The sequence below is a fragment of the Rheinheimera tangshanensis genome (assembly GCF_014645135.1).
Classification (GTDB): Bacteria; Pseudomonadota; Gammaproteobacteria; order Enterobacterales; family Alteromonadaceae; genus Pararheinheimera; species Pararheinheimera tangshanensis.
The window spans coordinates 34,908-51,647 of record NZ_BMLH01000008.1; the positions used below are offsets into that span (position 1 = coordinate 34,908).

The window sequence follows — 16,740 nt, forward strand, 5'->3', positions numbered from 1 at the left end:
CTAATTCCCCCACTTGTTCAAGCTGTAGAGAAAAAAAAGGCAACTGCGGCTAACAAACCAGGGTTAGTCACTGGATTTTGTATACAAATTAAATTAATGTATTCAAAAATTATGTATCAGGTGAACTTCGATGTGGCGCGACTTTAGCGTATCGACCATAGCTGCTGGTTTTGTGGCTGTCTTGGTGGGCTTTGCCAGTTCAGTGGCTATTGTATTTCAGGCGGCCGCTGCGGCTGGCGCCGATCAGGCCGTGATGGCCTCCTGGATTTTGGCTTTAGGTTTGGGTATGGGCCTGACTTGCATTGGTTTGTCTTTGTATTTTAAAGCCCCAGTCTTAACCGCCTGGTCCACGCCCGGAGCTGCACTGTTAGTCAGTAGCTTGCAAGGTCTGAGCTTAGCCGAGGCCGTAGGTGTATTTATCTTCGCTGCAGCTTTAAGTTTAGTGCTGGGCCTGACAGGTTGGTTTGAAAAACTCAGCAATAAAATTCCGCTACAAATCGCCTCCGCCATGCTGGCTGGTATTTTATTTAATTTTGGTTTGTCGATATTTACCTCTTTGCAGCAAGACTTGTGGCTGGTTGGTTTGATGTGCGTCACTTACCTGATCAGCAAACAGTATCAGCCCCGTTACGCTATTCCACTGGTGTTGCTGGTGGCTGTGCTTTATGCCAGTCTGCAAGGTCAATTGAGCCTGGCACAGGTGCATTTTGACTGGCCAGCACCAGTCTGGATTTGGCCAGAGTGGTCCATCAGTGCATTAATTGGCGTGGGCTTACCACTTTTTATTGTCACTTTAACTTCGCAAAATATTCCGGGTTTGGCGGTGTTTAAAAGCAGCGGGTACAACCTGCCGGTATCACCCCTGATCAATACCAGCGCTTTTACTACTATAGTGCTGGCGCCACTAGGGGCATTCTCTATTAACTTAGCCGCTATTACTGCCGCTATTTGTGCCAGCCCTGAAGCCCATGCCGATCCAGCAAAAAGATACAGCGCAGGTGTGGCTGCCGGTATTTTTTATTTGCTAACAGGCTTGGCAGGCGCTGCTGTTGTGGCTTTATTTGCTGCCTTTCCCACCACTTTAGTCACAGCTTTAGCTGGCCTGGCTTTGCTTGGCACTATAGGCACGAATTTAGCCTTGACCACACAAGCAGGGCCCGACAGAGAAGCAGCGGTAATCACCTTACTGGTGACAGTCTCAGGCGTCAGCTTTTTTGGTATAGCTTCAGCCTTTTGGGGTTTAGTGGCTGGGTTACTCTGTGTACTGGCACTTAAACTCCCAAAAAAGCAGGCGGCCTGAGATGACCAAAGCCAGTTTATATCAGCAGTTAAAGCAGGATATTCGTCAGGGTATCTGGCCTGCGGGTGCGGTGCTGAATCAGCAAAAGTTATCAGAGCATTACCAGGTCAGTCGTATTCCGGTGCGGGATGCATTACAGCAACTTAAAGCTGAAGCTTTAGTGGTGATGGCAGGTAAAGCCAGTTTAATGGTGCCGCCTTTGACAGCAGCGGAAGCTGAAGAGTTATACCAAATCCGCTTGCAACTGGAGCCTATGGCACTACGCCGTGCTTTTCCCCAGCTCAGTTTTAGCCTGCTGGGCCAGGCTGAAGATTTATTGCACAGAATTGAGCAGGATCAGCATTTATCTGCAGCGGACAGAGGCGCACTTAATTGGCAGTTTCACCTGATGTTGTATCAGGCCAGCCAGTGCCCACATTTACTGCGTTTACTGCACAGCCTGCACCAGCAAGTGGAACGTTATTTAGGTTTCCAGGAAATCAGCATGAATTACGCAGATACCAGCCATCAGGAACACTGGCAACTGCTGGAGTTATTAAGAGCTCAGCAACTGGAGACTGCCATTGCTTTACTCCAGCAGCATATTCAGCAAGCAGGTGAACTATTGGTGGCTCACCTGCGTGCATTAACCAAATAGCTTTTACCCAAGGTAATGGATGTTGCAGCCAGAGCACGCAGTCAACTGAGCTGCAACTTCAAGTACGAAGGGGTTAAACCTTAGGACGACGCCAGAAGGCCAAACCAGCCAAAACCAGTAATAAAGCAGAACCCATTGAACCACTGCTTGAACCACTGTCAGTCACCTGACCTATCAGCGTATTTGGCTTGGGATTCAGGTTGGCCGCTGTAGTTGGGCTGTCATCGATAATGGTCATACGTTCAATAGTTACCAGATTACTGGCTGTTACCGGTACCTTATTCGTCCAATCCGTCAGGCTGTAATTACGCAGCGGGGCTTCTCTAAAAGCGCCTCCCGGTACATACAGAGTATTGATACTGTCAACAATAGACATGCCGGTTCCAGTCACTACCCCAAACACCGTATAACCGCCATTGTCTTTGTCCAGGTTTGCAGAGTTATCTTTGATATTCACATACCAATTCGTAGTAGCGCTGTTCGGACTGTTGTTTATTTTTGCCATAGCTACAGTGCCACGTACATTCGATAATTTGGGTTCATTATCAACCGGGCCACGTGCCGGAATATCGGTAAAAGGTGCAGAGTTATTGCCGCTGTAGCGCTTGCCGCCGCCTTGAATCACAAAGTCTTTTAATGAGCGGTGAATGACAGAGTTGTTATAGGCACCATCTCTGACATAAGTCAGGAAGTTAGTCACAGTTTTTGGGGTAGTTTGGTCAAACAGGTTGATTTCAAAATCACCCATATTAGTTTCAACCAACACAATAGTAGCGGCGGCGTTATGGCTAATAGCTAAAGCAGCGGTAAAAGTTGCCGCAAGCACAGATTTTTTCAACATGGTATGGCTCTCTGATTTTAAAGTGACCAGACTTTAATCGAAGAACCGGAACTCAATCCAGCTGCATTACAATTGGTAACGAACTAGCTAACTTTATTAACTCTTTTGCCTTTCGCAGTAGAGGGAAAACGTCTTTTATTCTTATAGGCTGGCTTTTGTTGAGGGGCGGTTTTTGCGATTTCAACCGACACCTGTGCCTGTTGCACCAGGTTGATAATTTCTGGCTGCAACTGCGCCATAAACTCTGGATAATTTTTTTGTTGATGACAAATCTGCTCCAGCTGAGCTTCCCATAAAGCTGTTAGATCCGGTGTGGTAATACGCTCTGGCAAACTTTGAATAAAAACACGCCCTAGCTGGCTGGCCCGAATTTGTTTGCCATGGCGCTGCAAGTAGCCGCGTTTAAATAACAACTCCAGAATACCAGCCCGGGTCGCTTCAGTGCCCAAACCTGCGGTTTCTTTTAAGATACGTTTTAGTTCCGGGTCAGTGACAAAACGGCTGATCCCCGTCATGGCCGCTAATAAAGTCGCATCAGTGAAATAAGCCGGTGGCTGGGTTTGTTTCGACACTAATTCTGACTGACCTGACTGCAACTCTTGGTCTTTGGTTAAAGGCGGCAAGCTTTGTTGCTCATCAGTATCCTCATCTTGTTGCTCTTTTTGACTGGCTTTATAAAAAGCCTTCCAACCCAAAGACTGCTCTAGTCTGGCCTGAGCTTTAAATAAACCTCCGGCAATTTTCAGCAGCGCCTGCTGCTCCAGATAACAAAACGGCGGGAAAAACTGCCATAAAAACTGCCGGGCGATCAGCCAGTAGAGTTTGGCTTCAAAGCTATTCAGGCTGGCTGATTTCAATGATTTGTCGGTCGGAATAATAGCGTGGTGAGCGGTAATTTTGCTGTCATCCCAGGCTTTGCTGCGCAGGCTCATACTGGCTTGCTGTTGCATCTCTGCAAGCTCTGGGCTGTTCGCCACTATAGCCCGGCAGACAGCTGCAGACTGGCTAAATTGCTGCTCTGGCAAATGCCGGCAATCCGAACGAGGGTAAGTGATCAATTGATGGCGTTCATACAATTGCTGACAATTATCCAGCACTTGTTGTGCTGTCATGCCATAAAGTTTTGCAGCTTCAATTTGCAAAGCTGACAAGCTAAAAGGCAAAGGCGCGTACTGCTTTTTCGGCAGTTGTTGCACTTGCTCTACTACAGCGACTTGATGGCTGGTTTTACGTTGCACCAGTTCTGCCAATTCGCGGCTCAATACCCGACCTTCCTCATCCTGATAAGGGGCACAAGCTTCGCTGGGTTGCCAGATCGCAGTAAAAGGCCAGTCGGCTCCTGTTAAATGCGCTTTGACCTGATAAAAATCACGGCTGACAAAATTCTCGATTTGTAATTCACGCTGCACGACCAAACCCAACACCGGGGTTTGCACGCGCCCTACAGATAACACGCCCTGATAACCTTGCCTCTGGCCATGTAAGGTATAAGCCCGGGTTAAGTTAATACCATACAGCCAATCTGCCCGGCTTCGCGCCAGGGCACTTTGCGACAAAGGCGCAAACTCAGAATTCTGCTTTAACTGCTGTAAGGCCAGACGCACAGCGGCAGGAGTTAAATCGTTCAGCAACAACCTTTTGGTTTGCTTCAGTTTAGTTTGACTGATTTTACTGTGTTGCAGCACCTCATCCACCAGCAACTGGCCTTCCCTGTCCGGATCGCCAGCATGCACCAGTTCAGTCGCCTCTTTAATCAGTTGAGTCAGAATTTTCAGTTGGGCTTTGCTTTGTGTTTTGGCCACCAGCTTCCATTGGTCTGGCACTATAGGTAAATGCTCCAGTCGCCAGCTTTTAAAGCTTGGGTCATAGGCTTCAGGTTCGGCCTGCTCCAACAAATGGCCGAGACACCAGCTGACTTTATCGCCATTGCTAAGTTGCAGATACCCCTGCTGTTTTTGATGTGAGCCAAAGGCGTCGGCGATAGCACGGGCCATACTGGGCTTTTCAGCAATATACAATCTCATTAGCAATTCACTGTATGAAAACACAGTTAATTTAACCGTAATTTTTACCAAAAAGCAAAGACCGGAGCATTTGTTTTCTTATGGGCACGGAGTAAGCTAGAACTTTGCCGGTACAGACCGGAGTCAAGTCAGGTGAATTGTCAGTTTTGATCTCTCTTTCAGCCTTTAGTACCGCCTTAATCCGCAGCCTCTTGCTGGCTGTTGGTTACTTTTCGTTTGGATATCTTGCCTTGATGCAGGCCATAGCTCCGGGTCTGGCCACCGCAGTGTTTCCTTCTATTGGTATTGCCATCGCAGCCACTCTGCTGTGGGGGTACTCCATGCTGTTTGGCGCTTTCATTGGCTCTTTTGTATTAGTCTTCAGCATCGGCGATTGGCCGGACAGCAGCTTATGGCAGGAGCAACTAAGGCACTGTTTTAGCATGGCGGCTATCACTGTGCTCACTGTCGCTTTAGCCGTCTGGTCTGTTCGACGTTTTGCTGACTTTCACACCGCACTGACCCACGAACGCAGCATCATTGGTTTATTTATTCTGGCAGGCCCAGTTGCTTGCCTGGTCAGCTCAGGTTTATCTACTGCGGTTTTACTGCAGGGTAATTTACTCAGTGTCGACAATATCCAACAGAATTGGCTGACCTGGTGGATAGGTGACATGTTGGGCGTGATGATCTTTCTGCCTTTAACTTTTATGTTGTTTGCCAGACCCAGGGCTTTATGGCGGTCGCGCTGGCTGACCGTTGGTTTGCCTTTGCTGGTGTGTGCTGTTTTGGTAATCGCATTGTCTATTCGCGCCCGTTTTCAATATCAGGACTCTCAGCAGCAACGTTTTTTTGACCAGGCAGACCAAATCAATGCCACCCTCCAGTTCAGGGTCAGCAAAGTTCTGCAAAAAATGCAGTCGCTCGAGCGTTTATTTGCCACACAACCTGAAATTACAGAGGCAATGTTTCAGCAGTTTCTGCGTAATTATCCTTGGCAGGAGTCTGGTGTCTTGTATTTTGATTGGGTCGAACAAGTCAGCCATGCCAGGCGGCTTGAACTTGAATCTGAGTTCCCTTTTCTGGAATATGCCACGCCCGGAGTAAGACCTGCCGCGCTCAGACCCAACTACAGTATTATCCGCTATATGGCATCAGCAGCGGGCGACCGCCATTTAATTGGCCTGGATTTAAGCGCTGAAGCTAAACGCAAAGAGGCCATGGACTACGCCAGAGATCTGGGTGATATCAGTATGACAGCCCCGGTCAAGCTGGTGAATGGGGATGATGCAGTGCTGTTTTTCATTCCTGTGTATCAACATGGTACAGAGCCTAAAACTCTGGCCGAGCGCAGACAACAACTACGTGGTTTTGTCTGTGGTATTTTTTCGACAAAGGTGCTGATACAAACCAGCTTAAGCCAGTATGACAATTCAGAATTCCAGTTACAGATTAAAGATTTAGGAACGGGAGATTTTTACTACGGGACACCAGTAGCTTCATCAGGTGCCAGTTGGCTGAACTGGGTTAATTTCTGGTCTTATGCCGGCCGGACCATGGAGTTACAGCTGGTCCCAGGCCCCAAAATACTGGCTGCAAGTTCTGGCCATCAAAGCTGGTATGTGCTGAGTGGTGGATTGGTGTTGTGCAGTTTATTAGGCATATTTCTGTTGGTTCTGACCGGCCGCTCAGCCCGTATTGAGCACTTAATAGCACAGCGTACTAAAGAGTTAAGTTCGATTCTTGATAACGCAGTAGAGTCCATCATCATAGTGGATCAGCAGGGCATCATAGAGCGTGTTAATAAAGAAACCTCCTTGTTGTTTGGCTACACAATGCCTGCGTTGTTGCGTCAGCCCGTCAGCAAGTTACTGGCGTATTTACCCGAACATAAAAATCACCAGCTACTACAACCCTTAACTATCGACCAGTTGAACTTGTGGGTAGGCCACACAGTGGAGATCACGGGGCTGAGCGAAGAGGGTCAGCAAATACCGCTGGAAATGGGGTTAAGCCGGGTTGATGTTGCAGATAAACATTTATACACCCTGATGCTACATGACCTGCGTGAACGCAAAAAAATTGACCGGATGAAAAGCGAGTTTATATCGACAGTCAGTCACGAACTGCGTACTCCTTTGACCTCTATAAATGGCTCTTTAGGCTTATTAGCTGGAGGTGTAGTGGGCGAATTACCCCCACAAGCGCAGCAACTGGTGCAAATAGCCAAAACGAATACCGACCGTTTGGCCCGTCTGGTCAACGATATTCTGGATATAGAAAAGCTGGAATTTGGCCAGTTAAAGCTGCAGCCTTCAGAGGTTGAAGTGCTGGCTTTATTGCAGGAAGCCAAAGAGCAAAATCAGGCTTATGCTGATAAATATTTAGTACGACTGGATTTAGTTGTGCCATCAGATACCAAGCCTGTTTATTTGTATCAGGACAAATTCCGCTTGCTGCAAATTCTGTCGAATTTAATCTCTAATGCCATTAAATTTTCGCCCATTCATTCGGTCGTCACTTTAAGTTATCAGTTAACACAACAGCAGTTGGTGATCCAGGTGACAGATCAGGGTGCAGGCATAGCCGAATCCTTCAGAAGCAAGATTTTTCAGAAATTCGCTCAGGCCGACAGCTCAGACAGTCGCAGCAATCAGGGATCAGGCTTAGGTTTAAATATTAGTAAAACACTGGTAGAGATGATGCAAGGCAGTATCGACTTTGAATCAGAGCTCGGTAAAGGTACCTGCTTTAGCCTGACTTTTCCTTACTACCCACAATTCAATCGACACGAAAAAACTCAGCGGCCTGAGTAGAGACAAGCGGGCTTAAAAAAGAAATTTCGTGGTGTTGTCGATACTCATCCCCCCGGTCCGACTAAGCTGTGTGAATCATAAATCCATTACACAGCAACAGGAGGGCTTATGGCCAAAATGCTTTTTGTTAATTTACCTTGCAGCAACTTAACTGCTGCAATCGAATTTTATCAGGCACTGGGTTTTAGCCAGAATATGCAGTTCAGCGATAACACAGCAGCTTGTATGGTCTGGAGCGAGCATATTTTTGTTATGTTACTCACGCACGCCAAATGGCAGAGTTTTACCCAAAGACCAATACCAGACTCAGGCAGCAGCGAAGTGATGCTGGCGTTAAGTTGTGACAACAAAGCAGCGGTGGATCAGGTCTGTGCTGCGGCGGATAAAGCCGGTGGTACCGCCGACATCAATGCAAAACAGGATTTAGGTTTTATGTATGGCCGCTCAGTGTTGGATTTAGATGGCCATATCTGGGAGTTTTTCTGGATGGACCCGGCCGCAGTGGCTGGTTAGAGCATCAGGCGATAACCTATCCCAGCCTCGGTTTTCAAGTACTTAGGTTCGGTAGGGTCGTCGCCTATTTTTTGCCGTAGGTGGCTTACCACAATACGTAAATAATGGCTGTCCTGACCATGGGTTGGGCCCCAGATTTGTTCCAGCAACTGCTTTTGTGTGATCACGCATTGCCTGTGCTGAGCCAAGGTCGCCAGCACCGCATATTCTTTTGGCGTCAGTTCAACTTCCTGCGTTTTGCAGGTCACCAAACGGCGTGCCAGATCTATATGCAGATAACCATCGTCCAGCACAGCCGGGGTTTTATCCGGTAAACGGTCGCGTAATTGCGCACGCACCCGCGCCAGTAACTCTTCGACACTAAAAGGTTTAGTCACATAATCCTGAGCGCCTATATCCAGCGCTTTGATTTTGTCGGAGTCACCATTACGCACTGACAAAACTATGACAGGTACTTTGGAAAAACTGCGCAGTTCGCTTAATAACTCCAGACCGTCGCCATCAGGTAAACCTAAATCCAATACCAGTAAATCCGGCTGCTGGCGCACTAAAGCCGCCAGACCGGATTCGACTGAATCAGCTTCTGTCACCTCATAACCGACACTTCTTAATGCGATCCGCAGCATTTTGCGGATTTGCATTTCGTCATCAACAACCAGAATTCGGGCAGACAATAGACTTAGTCTCCTGCTTGGGTTTCAGGCAATGGCAATTCGACAATAAAACGTGAACCAGTGCCAACACGGGCTGAAGTGGCTTTGACCGATCCGCCGTGCGCACCAATCATGCCACGGCAAATCGCCAGCCCCATGCCGGTATTGTGCCTTTTACTGTCGCCATCGGCCACCACATAAAACATGTCAAAGACTTTTTCCCGCAATGCTTCAGGAATGCCGGGGCCACTGTCTTCAATTTCAATACGGCAGACTTTACCTTGCTGACTAACCCAAACCCGCACAGGCTCGCCATCAGGACTGTATTTAGCGGCATTTTCCAGAATATTAAACAGCCCTTGTTCCAGCAAAGCGGCGTGAGCATACAGCAATGGCAAATCCGGTGTTGCTTCGTAGTCCACTTCCACTTGTGGGAAAAAACGTTTTAAACGTTGTTTGGCACTGCCAATAATATCGGCCACCGACACCCAATCCCGTTCCAGTTTTAAGGTGCCATGACCTAAACGCGTCATATCCAGCAGATTCTGGATATAGCGGTCCAGCCGCTGACTTTCCAGCAGTATGGTGCTTAACAGCTCATTCCGATCTTCTTTGGATAACTGCTGGTCCAGCACCTGCAAACTCTCAGCAGAACCCATCATGGCCGCCAGCGGAGAACGCAAATCGTGTGACACAGAAGACAACAAGGCCGAACGCAATTGCTCCATTTCGGCTTTCAGTTTTGAGCTCTCCAGTTCCGTATTCAGACTAATGCGCTGCCAGACACTGACTGCCTGCTGGTTTAAAGTGGCGATTAAATCCCGGTCGTCCGGCCTTAACACCTGCACAGTAGTGGGAAACTGCAGCACTATGACGGCGATAGTTTTAGCTTGCACAACCAATGGCAGAGCTGTCCACTGGCTGGCATTGAGGGTATCGCTAAAACGCCCCGCCATTTGCTGATGCCGTCTGGCCCAGTCAATCATCGCCTGATCCAGCGCCAGCAACGGCTGATTCAGCGCAGGCAGAAGCTTCTGCTCTGATTCAAAACTGACCAGATGTACAGGGCAGCGCAGTGCTTGGGTCAGCTGGGTAGCCAAAATAGTCCAGAGTTCATCGGTTTGATGGATCACTGTTAATTGTTGGGCAAAATCCCGTTGTAATTCTGAGTATCTGTTGGCTTCTTTTAATAGCAACAATTGCTGCCGGATACGCGAAGCAGCAGGACCACAGGTCATGCCTATCACCAGCATAAAAATCAGCGTGGCGACATCATCGTTTTTATTCACGTTAAAGGTGAAATAAGGTTCGGTCAGAAAAAAGTTAAAGCTGAAAAACGACAACAAAGCGGTAAAAATAGCGGGGCGGGCGCCGTATTTCAGACCACAAAGCACCACAGCCAACACAAAAATCAGCACCAGATTGCCACTTTGCAGCCATTGGTCCAAAGCTAAAGCCAAAGCACTGGCGGCTGCGGTAAAAACTGCACCAAAAGCATAACCGGCTTTTTGGCCAAAGGTGCCCGAAGCAGGTGCTGACACTCTGGCTTGCTGGGTCGATTCACCAGAGCGATACACCGAAACTTCTAACGGTAAACAGCTATTAATCAGTTGTTGGTACAAGGGCTTACGCCAGGGTTGCATCACACGTTTTGTACCAGCACCAACCAGCACAGCGTTAATCCTATGCTCTGTGATATAAGGCAAAATGGTCTGTAAAGTAGAAGGACCACGCAAAATATCGGTCTGAGCGCCAAGTTCACGCGCCAGGGCAAAAGCCGACTGCAAGCGTTGTTGTGTCGACTGATACTGCATTTGTCCTGTGTCGACCCAAACCACCAGCCAGGGCATCTGCCGTTTTTCGGCGACACGGCGACCAATGCGGATCAGGTATTCATGGTCGCGGCGGTTGGAGATCAGCACCAGCAATTTATCCTGAATAAGATAATCACTGCCACGGGCTTTGGCGTCCTGCTCAGTTTTTAACTGCGCATCCACATGGCTCATCACCAGCTTCATCGCCATTTCACGCAGCGCTGTTAAAGTTTCCAGCTGGAAAAACTGCTTCACCGCCAAAGCGGCATAATCAGCGACATACACCTTACCTTGCTGCAACCGCTCCAGCAGGTGATTGGGCGCTAAATCGACAAAAACTAATTGTTGTGCACTGTCGATAAACTGATCAGGCACTGTTTCTTTTACGCGTATACCACTGATTTGCAGCACTAAATCATTCAGACTGGCGATATGCTGCACATTGATCGTGGTGTACACATCTATACCAGCGGCCAATAACTCAGCGATATCCTGATAACGCCTTTTATGCCGGCTGCCCGGAATATTACTGTGCGCCAGCTCGTCCACCAGCAAAAGTGCTGGCTTGGCGGCTAAAGCCGCATCTAAATCAAATTCGGTGAGTTGTTGGCCCTGATAATCCAGCTGACGCCGTGGTAACAGCTCAAAACCCTGCAGCAAAGCTTCTGTGTCGGCACGGCCATGTGTTTCCACTAACCCCACCATAACTGCTGTGCCTTGTTGCATGCGCTCGCGGGCAGCATTGAGCATGGCACAGGTTTTACCTACACCAGGCGCTGCACCTAAAAAGATCTTCAGCTGGCCACCCTGTTGCTGTTGCAGGTTTTTTAACAGCGCATCAGCTTGTTGTCTGCGGGAGTCTGTTACCACGGATTCTTTCCTTAAAACGTTTTGCCGACGCTGATAAGCCAGCGATTATCACAAAGTTCGCTGCAGGCTGAACTACTCACTGAAGTTCCTGCGTACCCCACAGACCAGTTCAGGCCCAGCTGGCTGGTGTTTAGCCTGACCCCCCAGTCGGTGTAGCCAGAACCATCTTCGCTTGCTGAAGCTAAAAAGCTGTTAAATTCCAATGCATTAGCAAACTTATTGTAGCCCAGATGCCATTGCAGCTGCAGCTGCTCCGTGAGTTGCTGATTCCAGTCCGCACTTAAGTACCAGAATTTACCCACACCGGCGCCAAAATAATCGTCGGTCAATGCCAGCCCAAAAGTCCAGTCCTGATAAATCAGCTTGCCGTACCCTTCGATAAAATTAAATTGATCGGTGCTGTTATCGCCCTTAGGGTAACGGTATTGCATCAGGCCCAGATCCACTGTCCAGTCCGGGGCTACAGCAAAGCTGCGGCCAGCAGAAATATCCAGCTCCATGCTGCCTTGACCAAATTTAATATTGGAACCCCAGGCACTGGCATACCAACCCGATTCGGTGGCCAAGGTCAGGCTCCCCTGCAATGCAGGACCTTCATCGGTTTGTGAAATACCGCGGAATAAATAATCTGAAATCATTAGCACAGAGCCCGTGCTATGAACGGTTTCAGCCTGAAGCTGGCTAACGAATAACAGGCCTGAACTCAGAATGGCCGAAGTGAAAGTCGATAATTGAATACGCATAATAAGTCCTGATTATTTCACTAGAAATTGCTGATCTACAGCCAGATTTAACAGCAGCACATTAACGCGTGGTTGACCAAAAATGCCCCACTGTGGTGCTTCTGTGTGTTGCTCCACTAATTTACCCAGCACCTCTGTTGGTATGCCGCGTGCAGCAGCCACCCGCTTTAACTGCAAAGCTGCAGCTTCAGGCGATATATGTGGGTCAACACCAGAGCCTGAGCTTGCCAGCAAGTCCACTGGCAGTTCAGTGGCAGGGAGTTGATAACGTTCGGTCAGTACCGCACTTTCTGCCGCTACTCTGTCGCGTAAAGCTGGATTGGAAGGCGCTAAGTTACTGCCGCCTGTGGACATAGGGTCGGTATTGACACTGCTTGGACGGCCATGAAAATACATATCGCCGCTAAATGGCTGGGCGACTAAAGCCGAACCTACGGCTTTGCCGTCGACTATCACCAAAGAACCACTGGCTTGCTGTGGAAATAACAATCCTGCTAAACCTGTGACGCTAGCGCTATAGACCAGACCACAAGTCACCAGCATTACAGCTGCTAAACCCAAAGCCGGACGCCAGATGGCGTGTTGTGACGAAAGGGCACTATCAGATACAGCACGGGAAATTCCAGAACGAGAAATTAAATCAGTGTTCATAGTTAAAACATCCAGTTCAGTAAAATATCAATCAATTTGATCGCGGCAAAAGGCAATAACACGCCACCTAAACCGAAGATCAACATATTGTTGCGTAACAGTTTTTCAGCGCTGATAGCACGGATTTTTACGCCTTTGAGTGCCAGCGGAATCAGGGCTGGAATAATCAGCGCATTAAAAATCAGCGCAGATAACACTGCCATTTTTGGATCCGGCAGCTGCATAAAATTCAGCGCAGCAATACCAGGCATAGCGGCAGCAAATACGGCGGGCACTATGACAAAGTACTTAGCGACATCATTGGCTAACGAGAAGGTGGTTAAAGCGCCACGGGTGATCAGCAATTGTTTGCCCACTTCCACCACGGCCAGCAGTTTGGTGGGGTCTGAATCCAGATCCACCATATTGCCCGCTTCTTTGGCGGCCTGAGTACCGGAGTTCATGGCTAAGCCAACGTCGGCCTGAGCTAAAGCGGGCGCGTCGTTGGTACCATCACCAACCATAGCCACTAAGCGGCCTAAAGCCTGTTCACGACGGATCAATGCCAGCTTGTCTTCTGGCCGGGCTTCAGCCACAAAGTCATCCACACCAGCAGCAGCGGCAATAGCACCAGCCGTAATAGGGTTGTCACCTGTGACCATAATGGTGCGCACACCTAAAGCACGCAGCTCGGCAAAACGCTCAGCCACACCAGGTTTAATCACATCAGATAACTGGATCACACCCAAAATACGTTGCTGATTGGCTACCACTAAAGGCGTTGCACCTTGTTGCGCCACTTTGGTGACTATAGGGTCCAGATTGTTAGGTACAGCCAGGCCGCGACTTTGTGCCCATTTCTTTACCGCATCGGCAGCGCCTTTCACCCAATGTTCACCGCTATCCAGTTGCACACCGGATAAACGGGTTTGAGCGCTGAATGGAATAAACTGGGCATTGTCGGGCAGATTTTCAGCTGCAGCACCTTGTTCCTGTGCCAGGCGCACCACAGACTTACCTTCAGGTGTTGGGTCCTGCACAGAGCACAGCACAGCACCACGCACCAGCTCAGATTGAGCCACACCAGGCAGTGCAAAAAACGCAGTAGCCTGACGGTCACCAAAAGTGATGGTGCCGGTTTTATCCAGTAATAAAGTATCGATATCACCTGCTACTTCAACAGCTTTACCGGACTTGGCCACTACATTGGCCGCCAAAGCGCGGTTCATGCCGGCAATACCTATGGCAGGTAATAAACCGGCAATAGTGGTTGGAATTAAGCAGACCACCAGAGCGATGAGCATCAACAGGTCGAGTTCGATACCAACAAAAGCGGCCATTGCAGGTAAGGTTGCCACAGCTATTAAGAACACCAACGTCAAAGCGGCTAACAACACTGTCAACGCCAGCTCGTTTGGTGTTTTTTGTCTGTTGGTGCCTTCCACCAGGCTGATCATTTTATCAAGGAAACTATGACCAGCTTCTGCCGTCACCAGCACAGTAATAGTGCCGTTTAATACCTTGGTACCGGCAATCACACCTGAGTGGTCGGTACCAGCTTCACGCAGCACCGGCGCTGATTCGCCCGTTAAAGCCGACTCATTGATAGTGGCAACACCCAGGATAATTTCACCGTCGGCAGGTACAAACTGGCCTGCTTCCACCAGCACTTTGTCACCGGCTTTGAGCTGACTGGCGGAAACCGCTATAGGTTCTTCGGATTCACGCAGCAACTGGGCTGTTAAATCACGACGGGTGGCCTTTAAGCTGGCGGCCTGACCACGGCCACGGGCTTCGGCTATGGCTTCGGCAAAGTTAGCAAACCATAAGGTGAAAAACAGGATCAGACTGCTGGCCAGTTCAAAGCCATAGTCTTTGCCATTGATGACACTGTTGGCTGTCATACCCAGCGCCAGCACTGTACCCACCCATACCACCAGCATCACCGGGCTTTTAATCGCCTGTTGTGGCTGTAGTTTTACAAAAGCCTGTACGCTGGCCTGAGCTAAGGCATTACTCATTTTAAATCACCTGCAATAGAAGTTAATTCCAGTGCTTCGCCAATAGGACCCAGCACCATCGAAGGTAAAAAGGACAGGAAATTCAGTATTAAAATCACTGTGACCAAAGTGACACCAAAGGTCAGGTTATGCAGAGGTAAGGTACCGTTGCTGAACGGGATCTGACGTTTTTTCGCCAATAAACCTGCAATCACCAGCGGGATCACCAGCGGTAAATAACGACCCAGTAACAGCACTATCACACAGCTGATATTCCACCACGGCGTATTGTCGCCTAGGCCTTCAAAACCAGAACCGTTATTGGCAAAAGCTGAAGTGTATTCATAAAACACCTGGGCAATACCGTGCAAACCAGGGTTGCTGTTGCCGGTAATGGCAGGGATAGCGACGGTAATAGCGGTAAAAGTTAAGATCACGGCACTGGGTAATACCAGCAATACACCCAGCCAGCTGATTTCGGTTTTTTCCAGCTTACGGCCAAAGATTTCCGGCGTGCGGCCTATCATCAGACCGGCAATAAACACCGCTATCCAGACGTAAACAATAAAGTTGACGAAACCACAACCAATACCACCCCAGATGGCATTGATCAGCATGCCGGAGCGGGTCACTAAAGCTGCAACAGGATTTAGCGAGTCGTGCATGGCATTGACTGAACCATTGGAAGTTTGCGTGGTTAATGTTGCCCAGAGCGCGGATAAGTCGGTGCCAAAACGCACTTCCTTGCCTTCCATATTGCCTGCCTGCTCTGCTAAACCACTAAAGGCGGCATTCGGCTGCTGTTCGCTGTAAATGGCTGCACCTACACAAAACAAACTTAAAAAGCCCATCACCGCCAAAGACATTCTGGCAAAACCGCGTTGGCGTAACAGACCACCGGCCATAAAGACGATCGCGATAGGGATCAGCACCAGCGCTATGGTTTCAATGGCGTTAGCAACAGGAGTTGGGTTTTCCAGCGGGTTAGCGCTATTAGGGCCATACCAGCCACCACCATTGGTACCCAGTTGTTTAATAGCCACCATAGCGGCCACAGGTCCTAACGGGATTTTTTGTTCAGTCAGTTGATCGACAGAAGCTTGGCCTTGTTCAACTACTGGTACTGTTGGGCTGGCCTGATAGGTCGAAGGCACGCCCTGGCTGGCTAATAACAGCGCAACCACCGCGGCTAAAGGCAGCATCAACCTCAGCACAGCACGCACTGTGTCCTGATAGTAGTTACCTAAATCACGTTCTTCGCCCTCTTCCGCATCCTTAACGTTACGACCACCCATCAAACCACGTAATACCGCCAGACAAACCGCCAGGCCCATAGCTGGGGTGACAAATTGCAAAGTAACAATGACAAAACCCTGGCTTAAATAGCTCAGTTGAGCCTGACCAGAATAGTGTTGTTGGTTGGTGTTGGTTAAAAAGGACACAGCCGTATGCAGCGCCAAATCCCAACTTAATGGGCCTATGCCATCTGGGTTCATCGGCAATACATGCTGAAACATCAACAGCAAAAAGGCGATCACGCCCAGCACCAGGTTACTGATTAAAAAAGCTATACCATAGCTTTTCCAGTTCATGCCTGCACTGGCGTTGATGCCCAGAATTTTAAAGATCCCTTTTTCAACAGGAGCAAAAACCTTATCACTCCAATGCTTTTGACCAGAGAAAATCCCGGTCATATAAGCACCCAAAGGCCATGCCAACAGCAAAGCCAAAGCTAAAATCAATAGAACGTCCATCAATGGCTCCTCAGAACTTTTCCGGTGCCAACATGGCGTAAATCAACAAAGCGCTTAAGGCGCCAATCAATATCAATAACAACCAGCCCATCACGGTAATCCTCAGTGGTGTAAATCCGCTGCAAAGCTTAGGAGCCAGAGGCGTAAAGTCTCCAGATGGATAAAA

At 48.8% G+C, this 16,740-nt stretch carries 12 protein-coding genes; 4 read left to right on the plus strand and 8 right to left on the minus strand.

Features of this window, described 5'->3' with window-relative positions; genetic code table 11:
• The first annotated feature begins 130 nt into the window (after positions 1-130).
• Positions 131-1,300 carry a benzoate/H(+) symporter BenE family transporter gene (locus IEW88_RS14240; RefSeq protein WP_147904580.1) on the plus strand — a complete coding sequence of 390 codons (1,170 nt, stop codon included), beginning with the start codon at positions 131-133 and terminating at the stop codon, positions 1,298-1,300.
• Between the two features lies 1 nt (position 1,301).
• Entirely contained in the window at positions 1,302-1,937 is a 636-nt protein-coding gene (locus IEW88_RS14245; RefSeq protein WP_147904579.1) for a GntR family transcriptional regulator, read from the plus strand.
• 73 nt (positions 1,938-2,010) lie between these two features.
• On the opposite strand, the gene IEW88_RS14250 is transcribed toward IEW88_RS14245, so the two are convergent.
• Together IEW88_RS14250 and IEW88_RS14255 are read right to left on the minus strand one after the other, a co-directional pair.
• A complete protein-coding gene (locus IEW88_RS14250; RefSeq protein ID WP_147904578.1) occupies positions 2,011-2,778 on the minus strand; it encodes a peptidylprolyl isomerase in 768 nt (255 codons plus the stop codon).
• An 83-nt stretch (positions 2,779-2,861) separates the two neighbouring features.
• A complete protein-coding gene (locus IEW88_RS14255; RefSeq protein WP_147904577.1) occupies positions 2,862-4,802 on the minus strand; it encodes a DNA topoisomerase III in 1,941 nt (646 codons plus the stop codon).
• Positions 4,803-4,993: 191 nt separating this feature from the next.
• On the opposite strand from IEW88_RS14255, the gene IEW88_RS14260 reads away from it, so the two are divergent.
• Positions 4,994-7,597 (plus strand): CHASE domain-containing protein, encoded by a 2,604-nt coding sequence (locus tag IEW88_RS14260; RefSeq protein ID WP_268237898.1) that lies wholly within the window; start codon positions 4,994-4,996, stop codon positions 7,595-7,597.
• Positions 7,598-7,705: 108 nt separating this feature from the next.
• The gene (locus IEW88_RS14265; RefSeq protein ID WP_147904575.1) at positions 7,706-8,110 is read left to right on the plus strand and encodes a VOC family protein; all 405 of its coding nucleotides are present in this window, start codon (positions 7,706-7,708) and stop codon (positions 8,108-8,110) included.
• Here the strand turns inward: IEW88_RS14265 and IEW88_RS14270 are convergent.
• Genes IEW88_RS14270 through kdpA form a run of 6 tightly spaced genes read right to left on the minus strand, consistent with a single transcriptional unit; the run spans position 8,107 to position 16,574 of the window.
• A complete protein-coding gene (locus IEW88_RS14270; RefSeq protein WP_147904574.1) occupies positions 8,107-8,784 on the minus strand; it encodes a response regulator in 678 nt (225 codons plus the stop codon). The two genes, IEW88_RS14265 and IEW88_RS14270, sit on opposite strands and share 4 nt — an antisense overlap.
• A gap of 5 nt (positions 8,785-8,789) precedes the next feature.
• Complete coding sequence (locus IEW88_RS14275; RefSeq protein ID WP_147904573.1) at positions 8,790-11,447, minus strand: DUF4118 domain-containing protein; 2,658 nt, start codon at positions 11,445-11,447, stop codon at positions 8,790-8,792.
• 11 nt (positions 11,448-11,458) lie between these two features.
• Positions 11,459-12,190 carry a TorF family putative porin gene (locus IEW88_RS14280; RefSeq protein WP_147904572.1) on the minus strand — a complete coding sequence of 244 codons (732 nt, stop codon included), beginning with the start codon at positions 12,188-12,190 and terminating at the stop codon, positions 11,459-11,461.
• Positions 12,191-12,202: 12 nt separating this feature from the next.
• Positions 12,203-12,841, minus strand: a complete 639-nt coding sequence (kdpC, locus tag IEW88_RS14285; protein WP_147904571.1) for a potassium-transporting ATPase subunit KdpC — start codon at positions 12,839-12,841, stop codon at positions 12,203-12,205.
• A gap of 2 nt (positions 12,842-12,843) precedes the next feature.
• Positions 12,844-14,841, minus strand: a complete 1,998-nt coding sequence (gene kdpB, locus IEW88_RS14290; protein ID WP_147904570.1) for a potassium-transporting ATPase subunit KdpB — start codon at positions 14,839-14,841, stop codon at positions 12,844-12,846.
• Positions 14,838-16,574, minus strand: a complete 1,737-nt coding sequence (kdpA, locus tag IEW88_RS14295; RefSeq protein WP_229670507.1) for a potassium-transporting ATPase subunit KdpA — start codon at positions 16,572-16,574, stop codon at positions 14,838-14,840. Before kdpA ends, kdpB begins: the two co-directional genes overlap by 4 nt.
• Between the last annotated feature and the right edge of the window lie 166 nt (positions 16,575-16,740).

Coding starts and splice junctions, on each gene's coding strand:
- kdpC (WP_147904571.1), bottom strand. CDS start 12,841: ATGAACACTGATTTAATTTCTCGTTCTGGAATTTCCCGTGCTGTATCT.
- IEW88_RS14240 (WP_147904580.1), top strand. CDS start 131: ATGTGGCGCGACTTTAGCGTATCGACCATAGCTGCTGGTTTTGTGGCT.
- IEW88_RS14245 (WP_147904579.1), top strand. CDS start 1,302: ATGACCAAAGCCAGTTTATATCAGCAGTTAAAGCAGGATATTCGTCAG.
- IEW88_RS14280 (WP_147904572.1), bottom strand. CDS start 12,190: ATGCGTATTCAATTATCGACTTTCACTTCGGCCATTCTGAGTTCAGGC.
- IEW88_RS14265 (WP_147904575.1), top strand. CDS start 7,706: ATGGCCAAAATGCTTTTTGTTAATTTACCTTGCAGCAACTTAACTGCT.
- kdpB (WP_147904570.1), bottom strand. CDS start 14,841: ATGAGTAATGCCTTAGCTCAGGCCAGCGTACAGGCTTTTGTAAAACTA.
- IEW88_RS14250 (WP_147904578.1), bottom strand. CDS start 2,778: ATGTTGAAAAAATCTGTGCTTGCGGCAACTTTTACCGCTGCTTTAGCT.
- kdpA (WP_229670507.1), bottom strand. CDS start 16,574: ATGGACGTTCTATTGATTTTAGCTTTGGCTTTGCTGTTGGCATGGCCT.
- IEW88_RS14255 (WP_147904577.1), bottom strand. CDS start 4,802: ATGAGATTGTATATTGCTGAAAAGCCCAGTATGGCCCGTGCTATCGCC.